This window comes from Kribbella sp. VKM Ac-2571 (assembly GCF_004362255.1).
GTDB lineage: Bacteria > Actinomycetota > Actinomycetes > Propionibacteriales > Kribbellaceae > Kribbella > Kribbella pratensis.
Window position 1 is genome coordinate 117,054 of record NZ_SNWS01000010.1, and the last position, 18,880, is coordinate 135,933.

Consider the following 18,880-nt stretch of genomic DNA (forward strand, 5'->3'; position numbering starts at 1 on the left):
TCGGCGAAATGCCAAACCGTGACCGGGTGCTTCCCGTGGCGGTGCGCGGGCCTGCGAGGGGAATCATTCGCAACCTGGTGTTTTGCACCTGTACAGTTCAGCCGTGACCGAACCTGTGATCCTGGCCGACGTCGTCCGGAGCGACTTCGTCGAAGGCCACCACCGCGGCTCCGTCGTCGTGACCAACCCCGACGGCACCGTCGCCTGGTCCGTCGGCATCGTGGACCAGCCGATGTTCCCGCGGTCGTCCAACAAGCCCATGCAAGCCCTCGGCATGCTCCGCAACGGCCTCCCGCTGACCGGCAAGCTGCTCGCGCTCGCGGGCGCCTCGCACTCCGGCGAGCAGTTCCATGTCGACGGCGTACGGCAGATCCTCGCGACCGCCGGCCTCGACGAGACTGCGCTGCAGACCCCGGTCGCATACCCGCTCGACGACGACACCCGGGACGCCTGGGTCAAGGCTGGTCACGGCAAGGAGCGGGTCGTGATGAACTGCTCCGGCAAGCACGCCGCGATGCTGCTGACCAGCAAGCTCAACGACTGGGACCTGGAGACCTACCGCTCGCCGGATCACCCGCTGCAGAAGGAGATCCGCGCCGCGATCGAGGACGCCGCGGGCGAGAAGGTCTCCTACGTCGCGATCGACGGCTGCGGCGCGCCGATCTTCGCGCTCACGCTCTCCGGGCTGGCCCGCTCGTTCGGCCTGTTCGCCGGCACCGCCGCCGACACGTTCGAAGGCCGGATCGCCGACGCGTTCCGCACGTACCCCGAGTACGCCAGCGGGAGTACGCGTGACGAGGCCGAGCTGATGCGAGCCGTCAACGGTCTGTTCTGCAAAGCCGGTGCCGAGGGCGTGTACGCCGTCGGTCTCGCGGACGGCACCGGTATCGCGCTGAAGCTCGAGGACGGTACGCCGCGCGCCCGCAAGGTCGTGATGGCGGCGACCCTCCAGCGCCTCGGCATCACGAACGAGACGATCGAGAACCACCTCCACTTCGACCTCACCGGCGGAGACAACGTGGTCGGCGCAGTCCGCCCGCACACCCCGACCTTCGCCTGACCCCGGCCCCGTCTTTCCGGAACTTTTTCGTCATCTGGCGACCATTTGTTTCCGGAAAGGCGGGGTTTTCTATGGTTGGTGGGTGGATGAGGCGATCGTGGTCGGAGCCGGGATCGGCGGAGTGGCAGCCGCTGGGGCGTTGAGGCGGGCCGGGTGGCGGGTGCGGGTGTTGGAGAGTGCGCCGGAGCTGGGGGAGGTCGGCGCGGGGCTTGTGGTGACCGTCAACGGACAACGGGCAGCCGAGGAGCTCGGTGCCGCGGAGCGGATCCGGCGGAGTGGGTACGACGTACGCGCGGCCGGGACTCGGCGGTGGGACGGGAAATGGTTGCTCAAAGCGCCCGATGGTGGTGACACCGGGATGATCGGGATCCACCGGCGGCGGTTGCACCAGGCGCTGGTCGAGGCGCAGGACGCCGACCTGGTGACAGGTGCTCGGGTCACCGCGGTCGAACCTGGAGCGGTCGGTGGTGACAGGGCCCGGGTGACGTGGGAGTCGGCGGACGGGACGCACAGTGCGCGGGCCAATCTGGTGGTCGGTGCGGACGGGATCCGCAGTACGACCAGAAATGCCTTGTTTTCCACGGGTTTGCGCTACAGCGGCTTCAGTTGCTGGCGTGCGGCGACACCCGACACCACGGTCGACGACCGGTTCGCGATGACGTGGGGGCCGGGCGCCGAGTTCGGGGCGCTGCGGATCAGTGCCGACGAGGTCTATTGGTACGGGTACGTCGCGATGCCGAGCGGCCGACCGATCGGGGACGAGGTGCGGGCCGTCCGTCAGTACTTCGCTTCGTGGGCTCCCGACGTACGGGCGCTGACCGAGACGACGGATGAGGTGATCCGGCACGACGTGTGGGTGCTGGACCGGCCGCTGCCGCGGTACACGATCGGGCGGACGGTTCTGATCGGGGACGCGGCGCATCCGATGCTGCCGACGCTCGGGCAGGGCGCGAACTCGGCGCTCGAGGACGCGGTGACGCTCGGGTTGGTGATTCCGGCCGGTGGTGAGCTGGCGGCTGGGCTGCGGGAGTACGAGTCGCAGCGGTACCGGCGTACGCAGAGGATCGTCAGCCGGTCGGCGTGGATGGGGCGGACGGGCGCAGAGGTCGGTGCGCGTGGTCAACGGTTGCGGAACGCGATGCTGCGGATCACCCCGCCGCGGGCCGCGCTCAGGAACGGCACACGGATCTTCGACTGGACCCCACCCGGGTCATTTGGCACGCAAGCGGTCGACCGCGGGTGACGCGATCGGCAGCGGGGCAGTCGGCGCGGGCAGATCGTAGCCGGCGTACAGGCGGGTGCGGATCGCTTCCAGGGGGAAGGTCTCGCGGTAGATCGCGAGTTTGACGGTCACCCCCTCCAAGGTTGCTCTGAGCAACATCTCCTCGACGGCGGGGTCGGCTGCGCCGCGGGCCGCGAACACGTCGCGGATCGCGTCCTCGACCAGCGACAGCCGGTCGGATTTGGCCTGCTCGACCCGGGCGAACACGTCGTGGGTGGTCGGCTGCATCATCAGCGTGATCGCGAGCCGCTGGATCGGGAGCGTGGTCGCGGCCGCCATCAGGGCCCCGTCGATGATGCCGGCCAGTCGTTCGTCCGGAGTTCCCTGGATGTTCAGGATCCCCGCGATGCCGTCCAGCCAGCGGTCCAGGAGCTCGGCGGCCAGTTGTTCCTTGGTGGCGAAGTAGTACGAGACCAGGCCGCGGGACACGCCCGCGGCGGCGGTGATGTCGGAGATCGACGCGGCCTCGTAGCCCTTGGCGGCGAAGGTCTCCAGCGCCGCGGCCAGGATGCGCTCGCGGGAACGCTCCCGCAGTTCCTGATTGACAGTTGCCGATCGCGGCACTGATTCCTCTCCCGGTCGAAGCCTGAAGCGCCGGGCAACCCCCCATCCTCGTGCCCGGCGCTTCGGGCTGCCCCCCCGTGGTTCCGGCCCCTCCCCAGGCGCCGTCTATAGACTGGACGTCCAGTCAACAAACGTCAAGGACCTTCCCGTTTTCTGGACACGAGCCGTGACGGGTAGACTGAAAGGGCTGCGCCCTGTGTCGAGTGGCACGTGAAACCAGCCGTAGCCACCGCCTACACACCCTCTGATGACTGGAGCGCTCCTTCATGCCTGTCCGTAACGACCTGCGCAACGTCGCGATCGTGGCCCACGTCGACCACGGGAAGACCACCCTCGTCGACGCGATGCTGTGGCAGTCCGGCGCCTTCGGAGCCCATCAGCACGTGGATGAGCGGGCGATGGACTCCGGCGACCTGGAACGTGAGAAGGGCATCACGATCCTCGCCAAGAACACCGCCGTACGGCACAAGATGGCCAACGGCGAGCAGATGACGATCAACATCATCGATACCCCCGGGCACGCCGACTTCGGCGGCGAGGTCGAGCGCGGCCTGTCGATGGTGGACGCGATCGTGCTGCTGGTGGACGCCTCCGAGGGCCCGCTGCCGCAGACCCGGTTCGTGCTCCGCAAGGCGCTGGCGCGGCAGATGCCGGTGATCCTGGTGGTCAACAAGGTCGACCGTCCGGACGCCCGGATCTCCGAGGTCGTCGACGAGACGTACGAGTTGTTCCTCGACCTGCTCGACCACGACGCCGACCAGTCCGCCCTGGATTTCCCGGTCGTCTACGCCTCGGCCCGGGCCGGCCGCGCCTCGCTGAACCAGCCCGCCGACGGCGGTATGCCGGACTCCGAAGATCTCGAGCCGCTGTTCGAGACGATCCTGAACAACGTGCCCGCCCCGGAGTACACCGAGGACGCGCCGCTGCAGGCGCACGTCACCAACCTGGACGCCTCGCCGTTCCTCGGCCGGCTCGCGCTGGTCCGCGTGCACGAAGGCACCCTGAAGAAGGGCGCGCAGGTCGCCTGGTGCCGCCACGACGGCACGATCCAGAAGGTCAAGATCACCGAACTGCTGGTCACCGAGGCGCTCGAGCGCGTCCCAGGCGACTCGGCCGGCCCGGGCGACATCGTCGCGATCGCGGGTATTCCGGAGATCATGATCGGCGACACCCTGACCGACCCGGACAACCCCAAGCCGCTGCCGCTGATCACCGTGGACGAGCCGGCCATCTCGATGACGATCGGCACCAACACCTCGCCGCTGGCCGGCCGGACCAAGGGCACCAAGGTCACCGCCCGCCTGGTCAAGGACCGGCTCGACCGCGAGCTGGTCGGCAACGTGTCGCTGAAGGTGCTCCCGACCGAGCGCCCGGACGCGTGGGAGGTTCAGGGCCGTGGTGAGCTGGCGCTGGCCATCCTGGTCGAGCAGATGCGCCGCGAGGGTTACGAGCTGACCGTCGGCAAGCCGCAGGTGGTCACCCGCGAGATCGACGGCAAGCGGCATGAGCCGGTCGAGCGGCTGACGATCGACTGCCCGGAGGAGTACCTCGGTACCGTCACCCAGCTGCTCGCGGTCCGGAAGGGCCGGATGGAGCAGATGACCAACCACGGCACCGGCTGGGTCCGGATGGAGTTCCTGGTCCCGGCCCGCGGGCTGATCGGGTTCCGCACCGAGTTCCTCACCGACACCCGCGGTACCGGTATCGCGCACCACGTCTTCGAGGGGTACGAGCCGTGGTTCGGCGAGCTGCGCACGCGGCCGTCCGGTTCGCTCGTGTCCGACCGGGCCGGCGCGGCCACGTCGTACGCGATGATCAACCTGCAGGAGCGCGGCACCATGTTCGTGGAGCCGGCCACCGAGGTGTACGAGGGCATGATCGTCGGCGAGAACTCGCGCTCGGACGACATGGACGTCAACATCACCAAGGAAAAGAAGATGACGAACGTCCGCTCGAACGCGGACGAGTTCGAGAAGCTGGTGCCGGCCCGCAAGCTGTCGCTGGAGCAGTCGCTGGAGTTCTGCCGCGAGGACGAGTGCGTCGAGGTCACGCCGGACGCGATCCGGATGCGCAAGGTCGCCCTCACCCAGATCGAGCGCGCCAAGCTCGGCCGTAAGTCGAAGAGCTGATGATGCTGGAGCGTGCCGTGATCGACGGGCTGTTCCCGAGTGACCTCCCCGAGCCGCAGTACTGGGAGGACCGGTATCCGCAGCGGGAGCTGCCCGAGGGAGCGAAGGTCACGCGGCTCGGCCCGTCGCCGACCGGGTTCATCCACATCGGCGGCGTGTACGTCGGGATGATCGACCGGGACATCTCGTCGAACACCGGCGGGGTGTACCTGGTCCGCGTCGAGGACACCGACCAGTCGCGGGAGGTCGAGGGCGCGCTCGAGCAGTTCGCGCGCGCCTTCGAGTACTTCGGCATCAGCTCCGACGAGGACAAGGACCACGGTGCGTACGGGCCGTACGTGCAGTCCGCGCGCGAGCAGATCTACCTGACCTACGTGCGGCACCTGCTCCGCCAGGGCAAGGCGTACCTGTGCTTCGCGACGAAGGACGAGCTCGCCGACATCACCGCCCGCCAGCAGGCGTCCAAGGTCCCGACCGGTTACTACGGCAAGTGGGCGATCTGGCGCGACGCGGACCCGTCCGCCGTCGCGGCCAAGCTCGCGGAGGGTGCGCCGTACGTCGTGCGCTTCCGGACCCCTGATGACGCCGACGGGCAGCGGACCAGCTTCGTGGACGCGATCCGCGGCCGGCTCGAGCACGAGGCGAATCGCAACGACGCGGTCATCCTGAAGGCGTCGGACCAGTCGCCGCGACTCCCGACGTACCACTTCGCGCACGCGGTCGACGACCACCTGATGCGGGTGAACCTGGTGATCCGCGGCGACGAGTGGATCTCCTCGGTGCCGCTGCACCAGCAGCTGTTCGCGGCGCTGGAGTTCGAGCCGATCACCTACGCGCACATCGCGCCGCTGATGAAGCAGATCCCGGGCGGCAAGCGCAAGCTGTCGAAGCGCAAGGATCCCGAGGCGGGCGTCGACTTCTACATCGCCGCCGGCTATCCGGCCGACGCGGTCCTGTACTACCTGCGCGGCCTTGCCAACGGACGGCTCGCGGAGCTGCCGCTGGCCGAGGCGCTGACGACGCCGATCGACATCAGCCTGTGCGGGGTCGCCGGTCCGTTGGTCGACCTCGTGAAGCTCGAGGACATCAGCGCCGACCACATCGCGACGCTCAGCGGACAGCAGATCTTCGACGCGGTGCGCGCCTGGGCCGTGGAGTACGACGCGGAACTCGTTCCCGTGCTCGACAACGAGAAGGACCTCGCGCTGCGGGCGCTCGCGGTCGAGCGCGACGGCGTCGAGAACCCGCGCAAGGACCTGCGCAAGTGGTCGGACTTCCGGCCGGCGTACGGCTTCTTCTTCACCGAGCTGTTCGTCCCGGTGGACGGGCCGGCCGACGAGCGGCTGGTTCCGCTCGGTGTCGCGGCGGACGTCGTCACGGCGTTCGCGGCGGATCTCGTGGCGAACTACGAGCATCTCGGCGACCCGCAGGCGTGGTTCGACCAGATCCGTACTCTCGCCGGCAAGCACCGGTTCGCGCCGAACGCCAAGGAGTACAAGAAGGATCCGGACGCGTACGTCGGCTCGATCCGCGAGGCCTCGCAGCTCGTGCGCGTCGCGATCACCGGCGCCACCCGCAGCCCCGATCTGCATGCGACCGCGCAGGCTCTGGGAGCTCCTGAGGTCCTGCGTCGGCTGCGTGCTCTGACGTCCTAGAGCACGAACTGGAAACGGTGGCTGACGGAGCGTGCCCTGAGCTCCGTCGGTGTGATACACCATTGCTCGGCCACTGGTGGGGCAGAGGTCGGGGGAAGAAAGTTTTGATTCGTTACCAACCAGACGTGAAGTACCGACGTCTGTTCTTGTGGAAGCACTCTTTTGGGGGAAGGACAAGGGAAACATGGGGATTCTGCGTAAGATCGGCGCTACCCTGACGGCCGCCGCGTTCGTGGGCGTCGGCGCTCTGTCGGCGACCACTTCGGCCGAGGCCGCGCCTCAGGTGACGGCGTCGGCGCAGAAGTCGACGACGGCTCCGGCGCCGGTGGGTCTGCCGCCGAAGGCCGCGGTCACGACCACCGCCGCCACGTCCACCAGCAAGCTCATCGCCAAGTACAAGATCGACCGCCGGTGCCTGACCAAGGGCCGGGTCCTCTGCATCAACAAGAAGACCCGCAAGCTGGTGTACGTCGTGAACGGCAAGCCGGTCCAGGTCATGGACGTCCGGTTCGGCGCGATGAGGACGCCGACCCGCAGCGGCGTCTTCAAGGTCTACCGCAAGTCGAAGAACCACGTCTCGTCGCTGTACCACTCGAAGATGCCGTACGCGATGTTCTTCAGCGGCGGCCAGGCCGTCCACTACTCGTCGGACTTCAAGGCCCGCGGCTACAACGGCGCCTCGCACGGCTGCGTGAACGTTCGCGACAAGAAGAAGATCGCCTGGGTGTTCTCCCGGGTGCACGTCGGCGACAAGGTCGTCGTCTACAGCAAGTGAGCTGACTCATCGACAGCGGCCGGGGAACTACTCCCCGGCCGCTGTCGCGTTCCGGAACGCCGTGTACAGCCGCGGCTCCACCAGGCAGAAGGTGCCCTGGGCAACATTGGTCGGGGTACGGCGCAACGTCTGTACGGCGATGTCCGCGGCGGACTGTGCGGGCCACCCGTAGATGCCGGCCGAGACCGCGGGCAGCGTCATCGTCCGGACGCCGAGCTCGTCCGCGATCCGCAGCGCGTTGCGGTAGCACGACTCGAGCAGCGCCGGATCCCGCTGCCCGGCGGTGTAGTTCGGCCCGACCACATGGATCACGTACGTCGCCGGTAGTGCGCCGGCCGTGGTCCACACCGCCGTACCCGTGGGAGTGCCGTTCGGGTACCGCTCGATGAGCTCCGCGAGGATCTCGCGGCCGCCCGCCCGGTGGATCGCCCCGTCGACCCCACCGCCGCCGCGCAAGGCGTGATGAGCGGCATTCACGATCGCGTCCGCGGGCACCGTGGTGATATCCGCCGTGCTGAGTGCGATCTCCATCTGGAGTTGCCTCCGGTACGCTGAGGGGCCAACCGAAACGTCAGTGGGGACGTCCTACAAGTGTAGGAACGGGGCGACCGAAGGGTGTGTCCGATGCGCGGGCTGTTGATTCGCAAGGTGCTGAGCGGGCTGGTTGCTGGGGGTGCGATTGCTGCACTCCTGAGTTCCGCAACGACCGCGACCGCGGCCCCGCAGGACCTGAAGACGGTGCCGTTCGAGGTCAGCGGGGAGCTGCCGATCTACCCGAAGGCGCTGTGGAAGAACGGTTCCACCGGGACGAACGTCCGCAAGGTCGAGGCGCGGCTGGTGCAACTGAAGCTGCTCGAGAAGCGGTACCTGGACAATGAGTTCGGGACCATGACCCGGTCCGCGGTGAAGAAGTTCCAGAAGTCGAAGGGCATTCCCCAGCTCGGGTACCTCGACCAGTTCACCTGGGACCAGTTGGTGAAGGTCACGCACGAGCCGACCCAGACCGAGCTGTACCCGCCGGTGCCGGTGGTGAACGGCAAGAAGCTCGACGCGCGCTGCGCGACCGGGGTGGCGCTGTGCATCGACAAGACCACCCGCAAGCTGCGGTACGTCGTCGACGGCGTGGTGAAGATGCAGATGGACGTCCGGTTCGGAGCGGTGAAGACTGCGACCCGGGAAGGCAGCTTCACGGTCGGCTGGAAGAGCCGGAACCACGTCTCGAAGCTGTACGACTCGGCGATGCCGTACGCGATGTTCTTCAGCGGCGGCCAGGCGGTGCACTACTCGTCGGACTTCGCGGCTCGCGGGTACAACGGCGCGTCCCACGGCTGCGTGAACGTCCGTGACCTGGCCAAGATCAAGGTCCTCTTCGACGAGGTCCACGTCGGCGACAAGGTCGTCGTCTACCGCTCGTAGTTCTTACAGGGGGCGAGGGCCTCGGCGGCGGCGGATGGCGCCCCAGCCGCCGCGGCCACGGCCGGTGGCGGCGCGGAGTGCGGGACGGGCGTCCACGAGGTACACGGCGGAGGCGACGATGCCGATCAGGCCGAAGAAGCTCAGCCAGCCCTGGAACACCTGACTCAGCGTGAACACCACCAGGATCAGCACCCAGCCTGGCTTGGTGAGCTTGTCGGCAGCGATGAACACCGCCCGTGGCCGGAAGACCGCGTCGGCGAGCGCGACCAGCTTGATCGCAAGCAGCACCCACCAGATGACCGACAGCGGATCGTCGAACCCGGGGATCAGGCTCCGGAAGGTGATCATGCTACGAGCCTAACCGACAGACCGGGCGGCCCACCTCTGCTCAGTCGCAGCTGTGGACCGCCCGATCCCAGGATTCACCCTGAAGTGGGTGAATCGTCACTGACTGTGGTGATCAGTCGCCAACCTTGTCGGCCGCGGACTCGGCGGCCTTGGCGGCGGCCTTCGCGGTCTTGCGGGCGCTGGTCGCGGTCGCCTTGACGTTGCGGGTCGCGCTCGTGGCGGTCTTCTTCGCGGTGGTGCGGGTGGCCTTGGCCTTGCTCACCGTGGTCTTGGCGGTGCTGACCAAGTCCTCGGTGGCTTGCTGGTGGCGGATCCGCTCGACCAGGTCCTTGCCGCGGCCGGCCAGGTCCTCGTAGGTCTCCTCGGCCTGGCCGAGGACAGTGGTGAAACCGGCCTGCGCGGTCTTCGGGAGCTCGCGCAGCCTGGCCGGGGCGGTGCGCGCGTCGGCGACGATCGCCTCGAAGCGCTTGGCCAGCTCGGCCTGCGCCTTGGTCAGCTCCTTGGTGAACTCGACCTGCAGGTTCTTCTGGTCGAGCTTCGCGAACCGGGCAGTCACGTCCTCGCCGACGGCGCGGACCTTCTCGACCGCGAGGTCGCCGGCGCCGGCGATCGCGTAGAACGGGGTAACAGGCGTACGGGTAGCCATCAGGCTTCTCCTCGGGGTGTTTTCAGCAGGTCTATTCGGTGCTGCGCTTGCGAGCCGTGGGCTTCTTCGCTGGGGGCTCTTCAGGGGAGTTCTCGCGGACGAACGACGTGTAGACGTCCAGCAGGACGCGCTTCTGGCGCTCGGTCAGTGCGGGGTCGAGCAGGACGGCGTCGACCACGCCCGTGCCCTGCCGGCCGCCATCGGCGTCGTCGTCCGGATCGAGAATGCCGGCCCGTACGTAGAGGGTCTCCGCGGAGATCCGCAACGCCTTCGCGAGCTGCTGCAGTACGTCGGCCGACGGCTTCCGCAGGCCGCGCTCGATCTGGCTCAGGTACGGGTTCGACACTCCGGCCAAGTCCGACAACTGCCGCAACGACAGCTGCGCGTGCCGCCGCTGCTCGGCGAGGTACTCCCCGACGGAGCCCACCGCCCCAGCCGCCCGATCACTCAACTTGGCCATGCCCCCAGTGTGCTAGCAAGCTGCTTGCAATTGCAAGCACCCACCCCGTGAGCCGCCTCACTCAGCCCCAACCCACCTTGTGCACCACATCCGTGGAAGTCGGCCTCGACCGTGCGGACGTGGTGCACAAAGTCGCTGCTACTGCTCGCGGTGGACCTTGTGCTGGGCGGCTTGGGCGCGGGGGCGGACCGTGATGCGGTCGATGTTGACGTGGGCGGGGCGGGTCGCGATCCAGGCGACGATGTCGGCGACGTCCTCAGACGTCAAGGGCTCCCGTACGCCGGCGTACACGGCGTCGGCCTTGGACTGGTCGCCGTTGAAGCGGGTCAGGGCGAAGCCTTCGCTCCGGACCATGCCGGGGGCGATCTCGCTGACCCGGACCGGCTGGTCGTACAGCTCCAGGCGGAGCGTGTCGACGACGGCCTTCGCGCCGTGCTTCGCGGCGACGTACCCGCCGCCGCCCTCGTATGCGACCTGGCCGGCCGTCGACCCCATCACGATGATCGTGCCGCGCCCGGCGATCAGTGCCGGAAGCAACGACTTGGTGACCGCGGCGACCGCGATCACGTTCACCTCGTACATCCGCCGCCAGGCGTCCAGGTCGGCGTCGGCCACCGGCTCCAGACCGAACGCCCCGCCGGCGTTGTTCACCAGCACCTGCAGCTCGTCTCCGACCGCGGCGGTCAGTGCGGCGACGTCCTCGGCGGACGTGACGTCGCACTGCACCGCGCGGCCGTCGATCTCCTTGGCCAGTGCCTCGATCCGGTCCAGCCGCCGCGCGGCGCAGATCACCTCGAACCCCTCACGGGCGAGGTACCGCGCCGACGCGGCCCCGATCCCACTGCTAGCACCCGTCACCACGGCCAACCGACGATCGCTCGAAGTCATACCTCAAGTTTCTCAAAAGCCTCGGTGTGCTCGGCCGGGAGTCTCACGGGCCGTCGGGCTGACGCGATCACCGCGGCGAGCGCGACCAGACTCACCGCAAGGAATCCACCCAGCAGACCAAGCGTCTGTACGTCGGGGTGGATCAAAGCCTGCCCACGGAACGCCTGCACCGTCACGGTGATCATCACGCCGATGTACGCGAAGGCCGCGACGCCGACCAGGCGATGACGTACGCGCTCCGGCCGCAGCCATTCGACCCGTGCGGCCAGGACGCTCAGCGCGAGGACCGTCAGCAGCAGGAAGTGGATCGCGTGCAGTCCGACGAAGTGCGGGATCCGCAGGTCGCCACCGACAGTGCTCCAGTTCGTCAACGGCATACCAGGGCCGCCCGCCTCGACGCCGATACCGTGGCTGCCTGCCAACGTGACCGGGTGACCGTAGGCGTCCGTGACCTCTTGGCGCTGACTCTGCGAGCCGACCAGATAGAACGCGAGCCCCATACCGGCGACCGCCAGCCCGATGCCGACCCGGATCGCCCGGTTCAGCGGGGCGTCGCCGATCCGCTGGAACAGCAGCATGATCGCGACCACCAGACTCGCGCCGAACAGTCCCATGACCCCCGACATGAAGACCTTCTGCCCGACCTGGTTGAACGTGTCGGAGTTGTCGTTGAAGTGGCTGAACGTCCCGCGCGCGGCCTGTACGGCGATGAACCCGACGTCGACGATCCCGGTGATCGCGAACACGGTGCCGGTCCACCAGCCGAAGCGTTTCGCCTTACGCAGCTTGGAGAGCAGCCACGCGAGCGTCGCGCCGTACAGGACGAACGACAGGCCGAACTTGAACGGCTTGAGCCACACGGACTCGTGGAGGATCTCCCGGCCGTCGACCGCGAGGCCGATGCCGGCGGTCAGGACGAGACCGGACATGGCGAGCACCATCAGCATCAGCGGGCGATGCCAGGACCTGACTTCTTCGAGGACTGTACGCATGTGTTCAATGCTTTCGGCGGACGGCCCAGAGCACAGTGGGCTGAGGACGCCGCTCCGGGTGGTGGTAGACCCACCACGGATAGGGCTGATTGGCTGTTGCAGGTGTGGTTACTGGTATGTGCTGATGGCCCTGTGGCGGCGGCACTGGGGCTTGTCTGCCTCGGCCAGTCAAGCGGGGTCGATGAGTCCGGTGTCGCGGCCTGGGCGGACGTGGTCTGATGCGGGCCGGTTGTCGGCAGGCGATTCGTGTCGGTGGGGTAGGCGAGACTGCTTGTATGCCTGACGATTCCGTGTCCGAGAAGCTGTCCCAGTGACCGTGGTGACGCTGCGGGCGTACAAGTACGCGCTCAACCCCAGTCCCCGTCAGGCTCGGTACCTCGATGGGCACTGTGGTGCGGCACGTAAGGCGTTCAACTGGGGTCTTGGGCGGGTCAAGGCGGTCATGGATCAGCGGGCGGCCGAAACTAGTTACGGCGTCCCGGACGAGCTACTGACTCCGGCGATCTCCTGGTCGATGTACTCGCTGCGCAACGCCTGGAACCAGGTCAAGGCGAGTGTTGCGCCCTGGTGGGCGGAGTACTCCAAGGAGGCCTATGCCAGCGGCCTGACCCAACTCGCCGTCGCACTGAAGAACTGGGCCGACTCACGCAAGGGTAAGCGCCGTGGTCGTGTGGTGGGGTTTCCGCGGTTCAAGTCCAAGCGCAAAGCGCCAAGTCGTGCCGGTTCACCACCGGCGCCATCGGCTGCGACGACCGGTACGCCGTACTTCCACGCATCGGCCGCATCCGGCTGCACGAGACGCCAGCACCGGAACTGCTGAAGGGCACGACTCGGATCGTGGCCGCGACAATCCGGTTCGAGCGCGGCCGATGGTTCGTGTCGTTCACCGTCGAACAGGACACAACCGTCAGAGCGCCGGCGCGGCCCGACGCGGTGGTCGGCGTGGACCTGGGCATCAAGAACCTCGCGATGCTGGCCGAGCCGGACCGGGCGCTCGCCCCGGTCCCGAACCCGAAGCACCTGAACGCGGCGCTGCGGAAGCTCGGCAGGCTGTCGCGTCGGGTATCCCGGCGGATCGGTCCGGACCGCCGTACCGGCCGGGTGCCGTCGAAGCGGTGGAAGCGTGCCAATGCCCAGCGCAACCGACTTCACCACACGGTCGCGTATCAGCGAGCCGATGCCCTGCACAAGTTCACCACGGCGATCGCGGCCGAGTACGGGACCGTCGTCGTGGAGGATCTGAACGTTGCCGGGATGTTGAAGAACCGCAGGCTGGCCCGCCGGATCGGGGATGCGGGGTTCGGTGAGATCCGGCGGCAATTGGCGTACAAGATCGAGTGGAACGGCGGGCGGCTGATCGTGGCCGACCGGTGGTTTCCATCGAGTAAGACCTGTTCGGGCTGTGGAGTGGTGAAAGCCAAGCTGCTCTTGTCCGAGCGTGACTACAGGTGCGAGTCGTGCGGTCTGGTGATGGACCGCGACGAGAACGCGGCGAGGAATCTCGCCGCGCTGGCAGTCGCCGTCAGTGGTGCGGAGACGTTAAACGGACGTGGAGCCGACCAGAAGACCCGGACCACCGGGCAGGTGGCTGTGAAGCGTCCACCCGGCAGCCCAGCGTGTGAGACCGGGACCGCCTCGCCAGAGGCTGTGAGTGTGTAGCCAACGAATACTCACTTGCAACGGAGAAGTCCCGATTCCCGGCCGAAGCCCCGGAGTTACCCTGACCGAGTGACCGATTCCCCCGACCGTCCACTCCGGCGGGTTGCGATGATCAGCCTGCACACCTCACCGCTCGACCAGCCGGGGACCGGGGACGCCGGCGGGATGAACGTGTACGTCGTGGAGCTCTCCAAGCAACTGGCCGGCCTGGGGATCGAGGTCGACGTCTTCACCCGGGCGACCGCGTCGGCGCTGCCGGCCCGGGTCGAGCTGATGCCGGGCGTGATGGTCCGCAACGTCGCCGCCGGCCCGTACGAGGGCCTGACGAAGAACGAGCTCCCCGCCCAGTTGTGCACGTTCGCCCGTGCCGTCCTGCGCGCCGAGGCGATCCACGAGCCCGGCTGGTACGACGTGATCCACTCGCACTACTGGTTGTCCGGCCAGGTCGGCCTGCTCGCTCGCGATCGTTGGGCGGTCCCACTGGTCCACACCATGCACACGATGGCCAAGGTGAAGAACGCCAGCCTCGCCGACGACGACGTACCCGAGCCGCCCGCGCGGCTGATCGGTGAGGAGCAGGTCGTCGAGGCCGCGGATCGGCTGCTGGCCAACACCGACGACGAGGCCCGCGAGCTGATCGACCTGTACGGCGCCCAGCCCGCGAAGGTCGGGGTGGTGAATCCGGGGGTGGATCTGGAGCTGTTCAGTCCGGGCTCGCGGACGGCCGCGCGAGAGGCGGTGGGGTTGCCGGCCGATGCCGTCGTACTGGCGTTCGTCGGCCGGATCCAGCCGTTGAAGGCGCCCGATCTGCTGATCCGGGCGGCGGCGCGGATGCTCGAGCGGGACCCGTCGCTGCGGTCGCGGCTGGTGGTCGCGATCATCGGCGGACCGTCGGGCAACGGGATGGAGCACCCGGAGGCGCACGCCGAGCTGGCGCGGGCGCTCGGGGTCGACGACGTGACCCGGTTCGTGAAGCCGATGGAGCGCGCGCGGCTGGCCGACTGGTACCGGGCGGCGTCCGTCGTGTGTGTTCCGTCGTACTCGGAATCCTTCGGGCTGGTCGCGCTGGAGGCCCAGGCCTGCGGTACGCCGGTGGTCGCGGCGGCCGTCGGCGGTCTGAGTACGGCGGTGCTGGACGGGCGGACCGGGTTCCTGGTGCGCGGGCACGCGGTGGACGACTTCGCCGACGCGCTGGCGCGGATCGCGACGGATCCGGCCGTCCGCGAGAGCATGAGCCACGCGGCGGTCGGGCACGCCCGGGGGTTCGGCTGGGAGCTGACCGCGCGGAAGACGCTGGCGGCGTACCGAACCGCCGCGGAGACAATGGCGAAGGAAATCGCCGCGGAGGTAGCCGGGTGAGAGTTTCTGCGGCGGACGTGATCCGCCAGGTGCTGACCGAGAACGAGCTCGAGTTCACCGAGAGTGAGCCGGGCGTCTTCAGCGCGGACCTGCCGGGGGAGCGGAAGCTGAAGACCACGGTCTCGCTGACGGTCGGCGCGCAGGCGGTGCAGGTGCACGCGTTCGTCGCGCGGCATCCGGACGAGAACCACGCGGCCGTGTACCGGTGGCTGCTGGAGCGGAACCTGAAGATGTACGGCGTCGCGTTCGCCGTCGACCACATGGGTGACATCCACCTGGACGGACGGGTCCCGTTGCACGCGATCACACCCGGTGAGGTCGATCGGTTGCTCGGGGCGGTGCTGGAGTACGCCGACTCGTCGTTCAACACGATCCTCGAACTGGGGTTCGCGTCGTCGATCCGGCGCGAGTACGAGTGGCGAGTGTCGCGCGGCGAGTCCACCCGGAACCTGGACGCGTTCAAGGGCTGGCTGGAGCCTCGGTAGTCTGAGCGCATGACCTATCGCCTGATCCTGCTCCGCCACGGCCACAGCGACTGGAACGCCAAGAACCTGTTCACCGGCTGGGTCGACGTCGACCTGAACGCCCAGGGCGTCGAGGAGGCGCACCGCGGCGGCCAGTTGCTGCTCGAGCGCGAACTGCTGCCCGACGTACTGCACACGTCGGTGCTGCGCCGCGCCATCCGGACCGCGAACATCGCGCTCGAGGAGGCCGGGCGCCAGTGGATCGACGTACGGCGGTCCTGGCGCCTCAATGAGCGGCACTACGGCGGCCTGCAGGGCAAGGACAAAAAGCAGACCCTGGAGGAGCTCGGCGAGGAGCAGTTCATGCTCTTCCGCCGCTCGTACGACACACCGCCGCCGGCGATCGAGCGCGGCTCCGAGTACGACCAGGCCGGCGACCCGCGGTACGCCGGGCTGCCGCCGGAGATCTTGCCCGCGACCGAGTGCCTGAAGGACGTCGTCGAGCGGATGCTGCCCTACTGGTACGACGCGATCGTGCCGGACCTGCGCGCCGGCAAGACCGTCCTCGTCACCGCGCACGGCAACTCACTCCGCGCCCTGGTCAAACACCTCGACAACCTCGACGAGAAGACCATCGTCGGCCTCAACATCCCCACCGGCATCCCCCTGTACTACGAACTCGACGACAACTTCAAGCCCGTCACCCCCGGCGGCGAATACCTAGACCCCGCCGCCGCCAAGGCCGCCATAGAAGCCGTCAAAAACCAGGGCCGCTAGAACACCCCGGCCCCGCCGAAAGGCCACGCGCCGGGGCCGTAGCCGGCATGGCGGTGGGGTTGAACAGGTTATTTCCTGTTCAACCCCACGCTTTCCCGGGAGTAGGCCGAGGCGACGGCTGCTCTGAAGCCTGTTAGGAGTCCGGGTCCGCGGGGTCGTCGAGGTCTACCGTGCGGAGGTATTCGAGTCTGGACTGCAGTTCCGGGTGGTCGATGAGAACTTGGGCGCTGGTTTCCAGGAGGTCGCGCTCGGTTCTCAGTAGATGTTTCATTCGGCGCTCCACGGCGTTCAGGTGCGCCCTCATCTCAGCGGGAGTGAGCGTCGAAACGTCGGTGTTGACCAGGCGGCTGGTCTCGGAGTCGTCGGTCATGGGGTGACGGTACCGGGCCGTAGGGCGGCGCGCGGGGGATCGGGCCGCCCGGCGGGCACGGTTACTCGCCGCGCAGCGGGTCGTAGTGGTTGGCGAGGCGGACGGTGTTGACGCCGTTGTAGACGACGCCGGGGATCTTGCCGTAGCCGGTGAGGGCGGTGGCTGCGCCGTTCGCCTTGCTCATCGCGTAGAGCGTGCCGGTCTGGGTGTTGTTGTCGACGCCAACGATCAGGACGCCGCCGCGGGTGCCGCAGTTCTGGACGACCAGCGACTCGAAGTTCTGCCAGCCGCCGGACCGGATCCGCTTGAGGACCGGCTTCGTGGAGGCGGCGACCGGGATCCGCACGGTCCAGAGCGCGCCGGCGGTCGTGGTCATCAGCAGGGTGTCGTACGTCATGGTCTCGCTGATCACCGTCATCGTCTTGAAGCCCTTGAAGCCCGGGAACGAGCCGAGGGACTTGAAGCCGGCGCCGACGATCGCGTACCGGTACAGGCTGCCGTTGCTGTTCAGGCCGTACAGGTAGGCGTGGCTCGGGCCGTCGACGCTGTCGTTCGACGTGGCGATGGTCTTGAAGCTCGTCCAGCCGTTGCCGACCTTCTTGAAGGTGGCGACCGGCGGGTGGTACGGGTACACGTAAGTGGTGTGCCGGTACAGGTTCCCGCCCTGCAGCAGCAGGCCGTAGTAGTAGAACTGGGTCCCTGCGGCGTTGGCGGCCATGTACCAGGTCGCGTTCGCGCGGGTGCCGACGAACTTGAACGAATCGTACGGCGCACCTTGCGGCGGCCGGCCGGCGGTGACATCGGCCGCCTCCATGGTGCCGGCCGCGGTCGGGTAGCCGGTCGTGATCTCGCAGGCTTCGGTGGCGGCCTTCGCGGAGTTCGACTGCTTGGTCAGGTCGGACCACGGCTTCAGGTCGGTCTTCGCGGCGTTGGCGGGCGCAGAAACGACGGACGCAGCGAGCAGGCCCATCCCTGCCACCGCGAGGGCGAGTCGTTGCAGTCGCATAGCGAGTCCTCTTTCACGAGATGTCTTCCCGGGGCGGATCCCGAGACCGGGTCACCTCCCGTCCCATCGCGCGCCACACACCTGGCGTTACATCGATCACCGAACGTGACCAGATAGAGATCTGCGCGCGGGCCGACTGCGGTAGCCCGGCACCACGGTCCGCGCCCCGGCGAAGCCGGTAGAAGGCAGCCGCGCCGGAGGTCAGTTGCCGTTGGGGTTGGGGGCGGAGGCGCCGGCGCCGGAGCCGGCGGCGGTGCCGCCGATGGCTACCGGGAGTTCGCCGGTGACGAGGTAGACGACGCGGCGGGCCATCGCGACCGCGTGGTCGGAGATCCGCTCGTAGTAGCGGCTCAGCAGGGCCATGTCGACGGCGACCTCGACGCCGTGCGGCCACTCCTCGTCCATCATCAGACGGAACTGGTTCGAGCGCAGCTTGTCCATCTCGTCGTCGCTGGCCTCGAGCCGTCCGGCCGCCTCGACGTCGCGGGTCGCGATCACGTCGCCGGCGGCGTCGACCATCTTGCCGGCCACGGACCCCATCGACTCGATCACGTCGTGCAGTTCGGCCGGGATCGCCGGCGCCGGGTACCGCATCCGGGCGATCTTCGACACGTGCGCGGCCAGGTCGCCCATCCGCTCCAGGTCGGCGACCATCCGCAGCGCGGCGACCAGCATCCGCAGCTCGTTGGCGACCGGCGACTGCCGCGCCATCAGCTCGAACACCTTCTCCTCGACACCCTCACCGGCGGCATCGAGCTGGATGTCGGCCGCGATGACCTCTTCGGCCTTGCGGATGTCCGCCTCCAGCAGGGCCGCCGTCGACCGGCGTACGGCGGTGGACACCGTCCGCGTCATCCGCTCCAGCTCGGCGAGGATGTCGTCGAGCTGCTCGTGGTACGTGTCACGCATGGTGTTCGAATCCGATCTGTGGTGTCCGGTGCCGCGGAGGGGACCGGCACGGTACCCCTCCCACCGTGACCGTATGCCGTCGAGGTTGCCGGATGGCGACGAGTGGTGAACGACCGATGAA

Annotated in this window: 21 protein-coding genes; 11 read left to right on the forward strand and 10 right to left on the reverse strand. The window is 68.2% G+C overall.

The annotated features are described in order from the left end of the window. The first annotated feature begins 103 nt into the window (after window positions 1-103). Both EV651_RS22585 and EV651_RS22590 read left to right on the forward strand, forming a co-directional pair. Window positions 104-1,060 (forward strand): asparaginase, encoded by a 957-nt coding sequence (locus EV651_RS22585; protein ID WP_133787219.1) that lies wholly within the window; start codon window positions 104-106, stop codon window positions 1,058-1,060. An 82-nt stretch (window positions 1,061-1,142) separates the two neighbouring features. Next, the gene (locus EV651_RS22590; protein ID WP_166658711.1) at window positions 1,143-2,303 is read left to right on the forward strand and encodes an FAD-dependent monooxygenase; all 1,161 of its coding nucleotides are present in this window, start codon (window positions 1,143-1,145) and stop codon (window positions 2,301-2,303) included. On the opposite strand, the gene EV651_RS22595 is transcribed toward EV651_RS22590, so the two are convergent. Beyond that, entirely contained in the window at window positions 2,271-2,906 is a 636-nt protein-coding gene (locus EV651_RS22595) for a TetR/AcrR family transcriptional regulator (protein ID WP_133787221.1), read from the reverse strand. The two genes, EV651_RS22590 and EV651_RS22595, sit on opposite strands and share 33 nt — an antisense overlap. 266 nt (window positions 2,907-3,172) lie before the next feature. On the opposite strand from EV651_RS22595, the gene typA reads away from it, so the two are divergent. From typA to EV651_RS22610, 3 genes are all read left to right on the forward strand, one after another. Continuing rightward, window positions 3,173-5,035 carry a translational GTPase TypA gene (gene typA, locus EV651_RS22600; RefSeq protein WP_133787222.1) on the forward strand — a complete coding sequence of 621 codons (1,863 nt, stop codon included), beginning with the start codon at window positions 3,173-3,175 and terminating at the stop codon, window positions 5,033-5,035. Beyond that, entirely contained in the window at window positions 5,035-6,690 is a 1,656-nt protein-coding gene (locus EV651_RS22605; RefSeq protein ID WP_238157127.1) for a glutamate--tRNA ligase, read from the forward strand. Before typA ends, EV651_RS22605 begins: the two co-directional genes overlap by 1 nt. A gap of 184 nt (window positions 6,691-6,874) precedes the next feature. After that, entirely contained in the window at window positions 6,875-7,465 is a 591-nt protein-coding gene (locus tag EV651_RS22610; protein ID WP_133787223.1) for a L,D-transpeptidase, read from the forward strand. 27 nt (window positions 7,466-7,492) lie between these two features. Here the strand turns inward: EV651_RS22610 and EV651_RS22615 are convergent, their stop codons facing one another. Continuing rightward, complete coding sequence (locus tag EV651_RS22615; RefSeq protein WP_133787224.1) at window positions 7,493-7,996, reverse strand: macro domain-containing protein; 504 nt, start codon at window positions 7,994-7,996, stop codon at window positions 7,493-7,495. A 93-nt stretch (window positions 7,997-8,089) separates the two neighbouring features. Between EV651_RS22615 and EV651_RS22620 the strand changes: the two genes are divergently transcribed. Beyond that, a complete protein-coding gene (locus EV651_RS22620) occupies window positions 8,090-8,881 on the forward strand; it encodes a L,D-transpeptidase family protein (RefSeq protein ID WP_133787225.1) in 792 nt (263 codons plus the stop codon). A gap of 3 nt (window positions 8,882-8,884) precedes the next feature. Here the strand turns inward: EV651_RS22620 and EV651_RS22625 are convergent, their stop codons facing one another. The 5 genes from EV651_RS22625 to EV651_RS22645 all read right to left on the reverse strand — a co-directional run bounded on the left by EV651_RS22625 (window position 8,885) and on the right by EV651_RS22645 (window position 12,215). Continuing rightward, window positions 8,885-9,229: a DUF2516 family protein gene (locus EV651_RS22625; RefSeq protein ID WP_131460606.1), complete on the reverse strand. Its 345-nt coding sequence runs from the start codon at window positions 9,227-9,229 to the stop codon at window positions 8,885-8,887. Window positions 9,230-9,341: 112 nt separating this feature from the next. Continuing rightward, window positions 9,342-9,875, reverse strand: a complete 534-nt coding sequence (locus EV651_RS22630; RefSeq protein ID WP_133787226.1) for a hypothetical protein — start codon at window positions 9,873-9,875, stop codon at window positions 9,342-9,344. Between the two features lie 31 nt (window positions 9,876-9,906). Then, on the reverse strand, window positions 9,907-10,335 hold the full coding sequence (locus EV651_RS22635) for a helix-turn-helix domain-containing protein (protein ID WP_133787227.1): 429 nt from the start codon (window positions 10,333-10,335) through the stop codon (window positions 9,907-9,909). A 138-nt stretch (window positions 10,336-10,473) separates the two neighbouring features. Next, window positions 10,474-11,223 carry an SDR family NAD(P)-dependent oxidoreductase gene (locus EV651_RS22640; RefSeq protein WP_133787228.1) on the reverse strand — a complete coding sequence of 250 codons (750 nt, stop codon included), beginning with the start codon at window positions 11,221-11,223 and terminating at the stop codon, window positions 10,474-10,476. Continuing rightward, window positions 11,220-12,215 (reverse strand): hypothetical protein, encoded by a 996-nt coding sequence (locus tag EV651_RS22645; RefSeq protein WP_133787229.1) that lies wholly within the window; start codon window positions 12,213-12,215, stop codon window positions 11,220-11,222. Before EV651_RS22645 ends, EV651_RS22640 begins: the two co-directional genes overlap by 4 nt. Before the next feature lie 310 nt (window positions 12,216-12,525). Between EV651_RS22645 and EV651_RS41930 the strand changes: the two genes are divergently transcribed. From EV651_RS41930 to EV651_RS22665, 5 genes are all read left to right on the forward strand, one after another. After that, window positions 12,526-13,035, forward strand: coding sequence for a helix-turn-helix domain-containing protein (locus tag EV651_RS41930; RefSeq protein WP_202870461.1), 510 nt, complete (start codon window positions 12,526-12,528; stop codon window positions 13,033-13,035). Then, window positions 12,954-13,874: a transposase gene (locus EV651_RS41935; RefSeq protein WP_238157143.1), complete on the forward strand. Its 921-nt coding sequence runs from the start codon at window positions 12,954-12,956 to the stop codon at window positions 13,872-13,874. The genes EV651_RS41930 and EV651_RS41935 overlap by 82 nt, the downstream gene beginning before the upstream one ends. Window positions 13,875-13,982: 108 nt before the next feature. Then, complete coding sequence (gene mshA / locus EV651_RS22655) at window positions 13,983-15,233, forward strand: D-inositol-3-phosphate glycosyltransferase (RefSeq protein ID WP_133787412.1); 1,251 nt, start codon at window positions 13,983-13,985, stop codon at window positions 15,231-15,233. Then, window positions 15,230-15,718, forward strand: a complete 489-nt coding sequence (locus EV651_RS22660; protein WP_133787230.1) for a YbjN domain-containing protein — start codon at window positions 15,230-15,232, stop codon at window positions 15,716-15,718. Before mshA ends, EV651_RS22660 begins: the two co-directional genes overlap by 4 nt. Window positions 15,719-15,727: 9 nt before the next feature. After that, complete coding sequence (locus tag EV651_RS22665; RefSeq protein ID WP_133787231.1) at window positions 15,728-16,474, forward strand: phosphoglyceromutase; 747 nt, start codon at window positions 15,728-15,730, stop codon at window positions 16,472-16,474. 133 nt (window positions 16,475-16,607) lie between these two features. Here EV651_RS22665 and EV651_RS22670 read toward each other — a convergent pair whose 3' ends face one another. The 3 genes from EV651_RS22670 to phoU all read right to left on the reverse strand — a co-directional run bounded on the left by EV651_RS22670 (window position 16,608) and on the right by phoU (window position 18,759). Next, window positions 16,608-16,844 carry a hypothetical protein gene (locus EV651_RS22670; protein WP_133787232.1) on the reverse strand — a complete coding sequence of 79 codons (237 nt, stop codon included), beginning with the start codon at window positions 16,842-16,844 and terminating at the stop codon, window positions 16,608-16,610. A 61-nt stretch (window positions 16,845-16,905) separates the two neighbouring features. Further along, complete coding sequence (locus EV651_RS22675; protein WP_133787233.1) at window positions 16,906-17,850, reverse strand: hypothetical protein; 945 nt, start codon at window positions 17,848-17,850, stop codon at window positions 16,906-16,908. A 201-nt stretch (window positions 17,851-18,051) separates the two neighbouring features. After that, window positions 18,052-18,759: a phosphate signaling complex protein PhoU gene (gene phoU, locus EV651_RS22680; RefSeq protein ID WP_133787234.1), complete on the reverse strand. Its 708-nt coding sequence runs from the start codon at window positions 18,757-18,759 to the stop codon at window positions 18,052-18,054. Window positions 18,760-18,880: the final 121 nt, after the last annotated feature.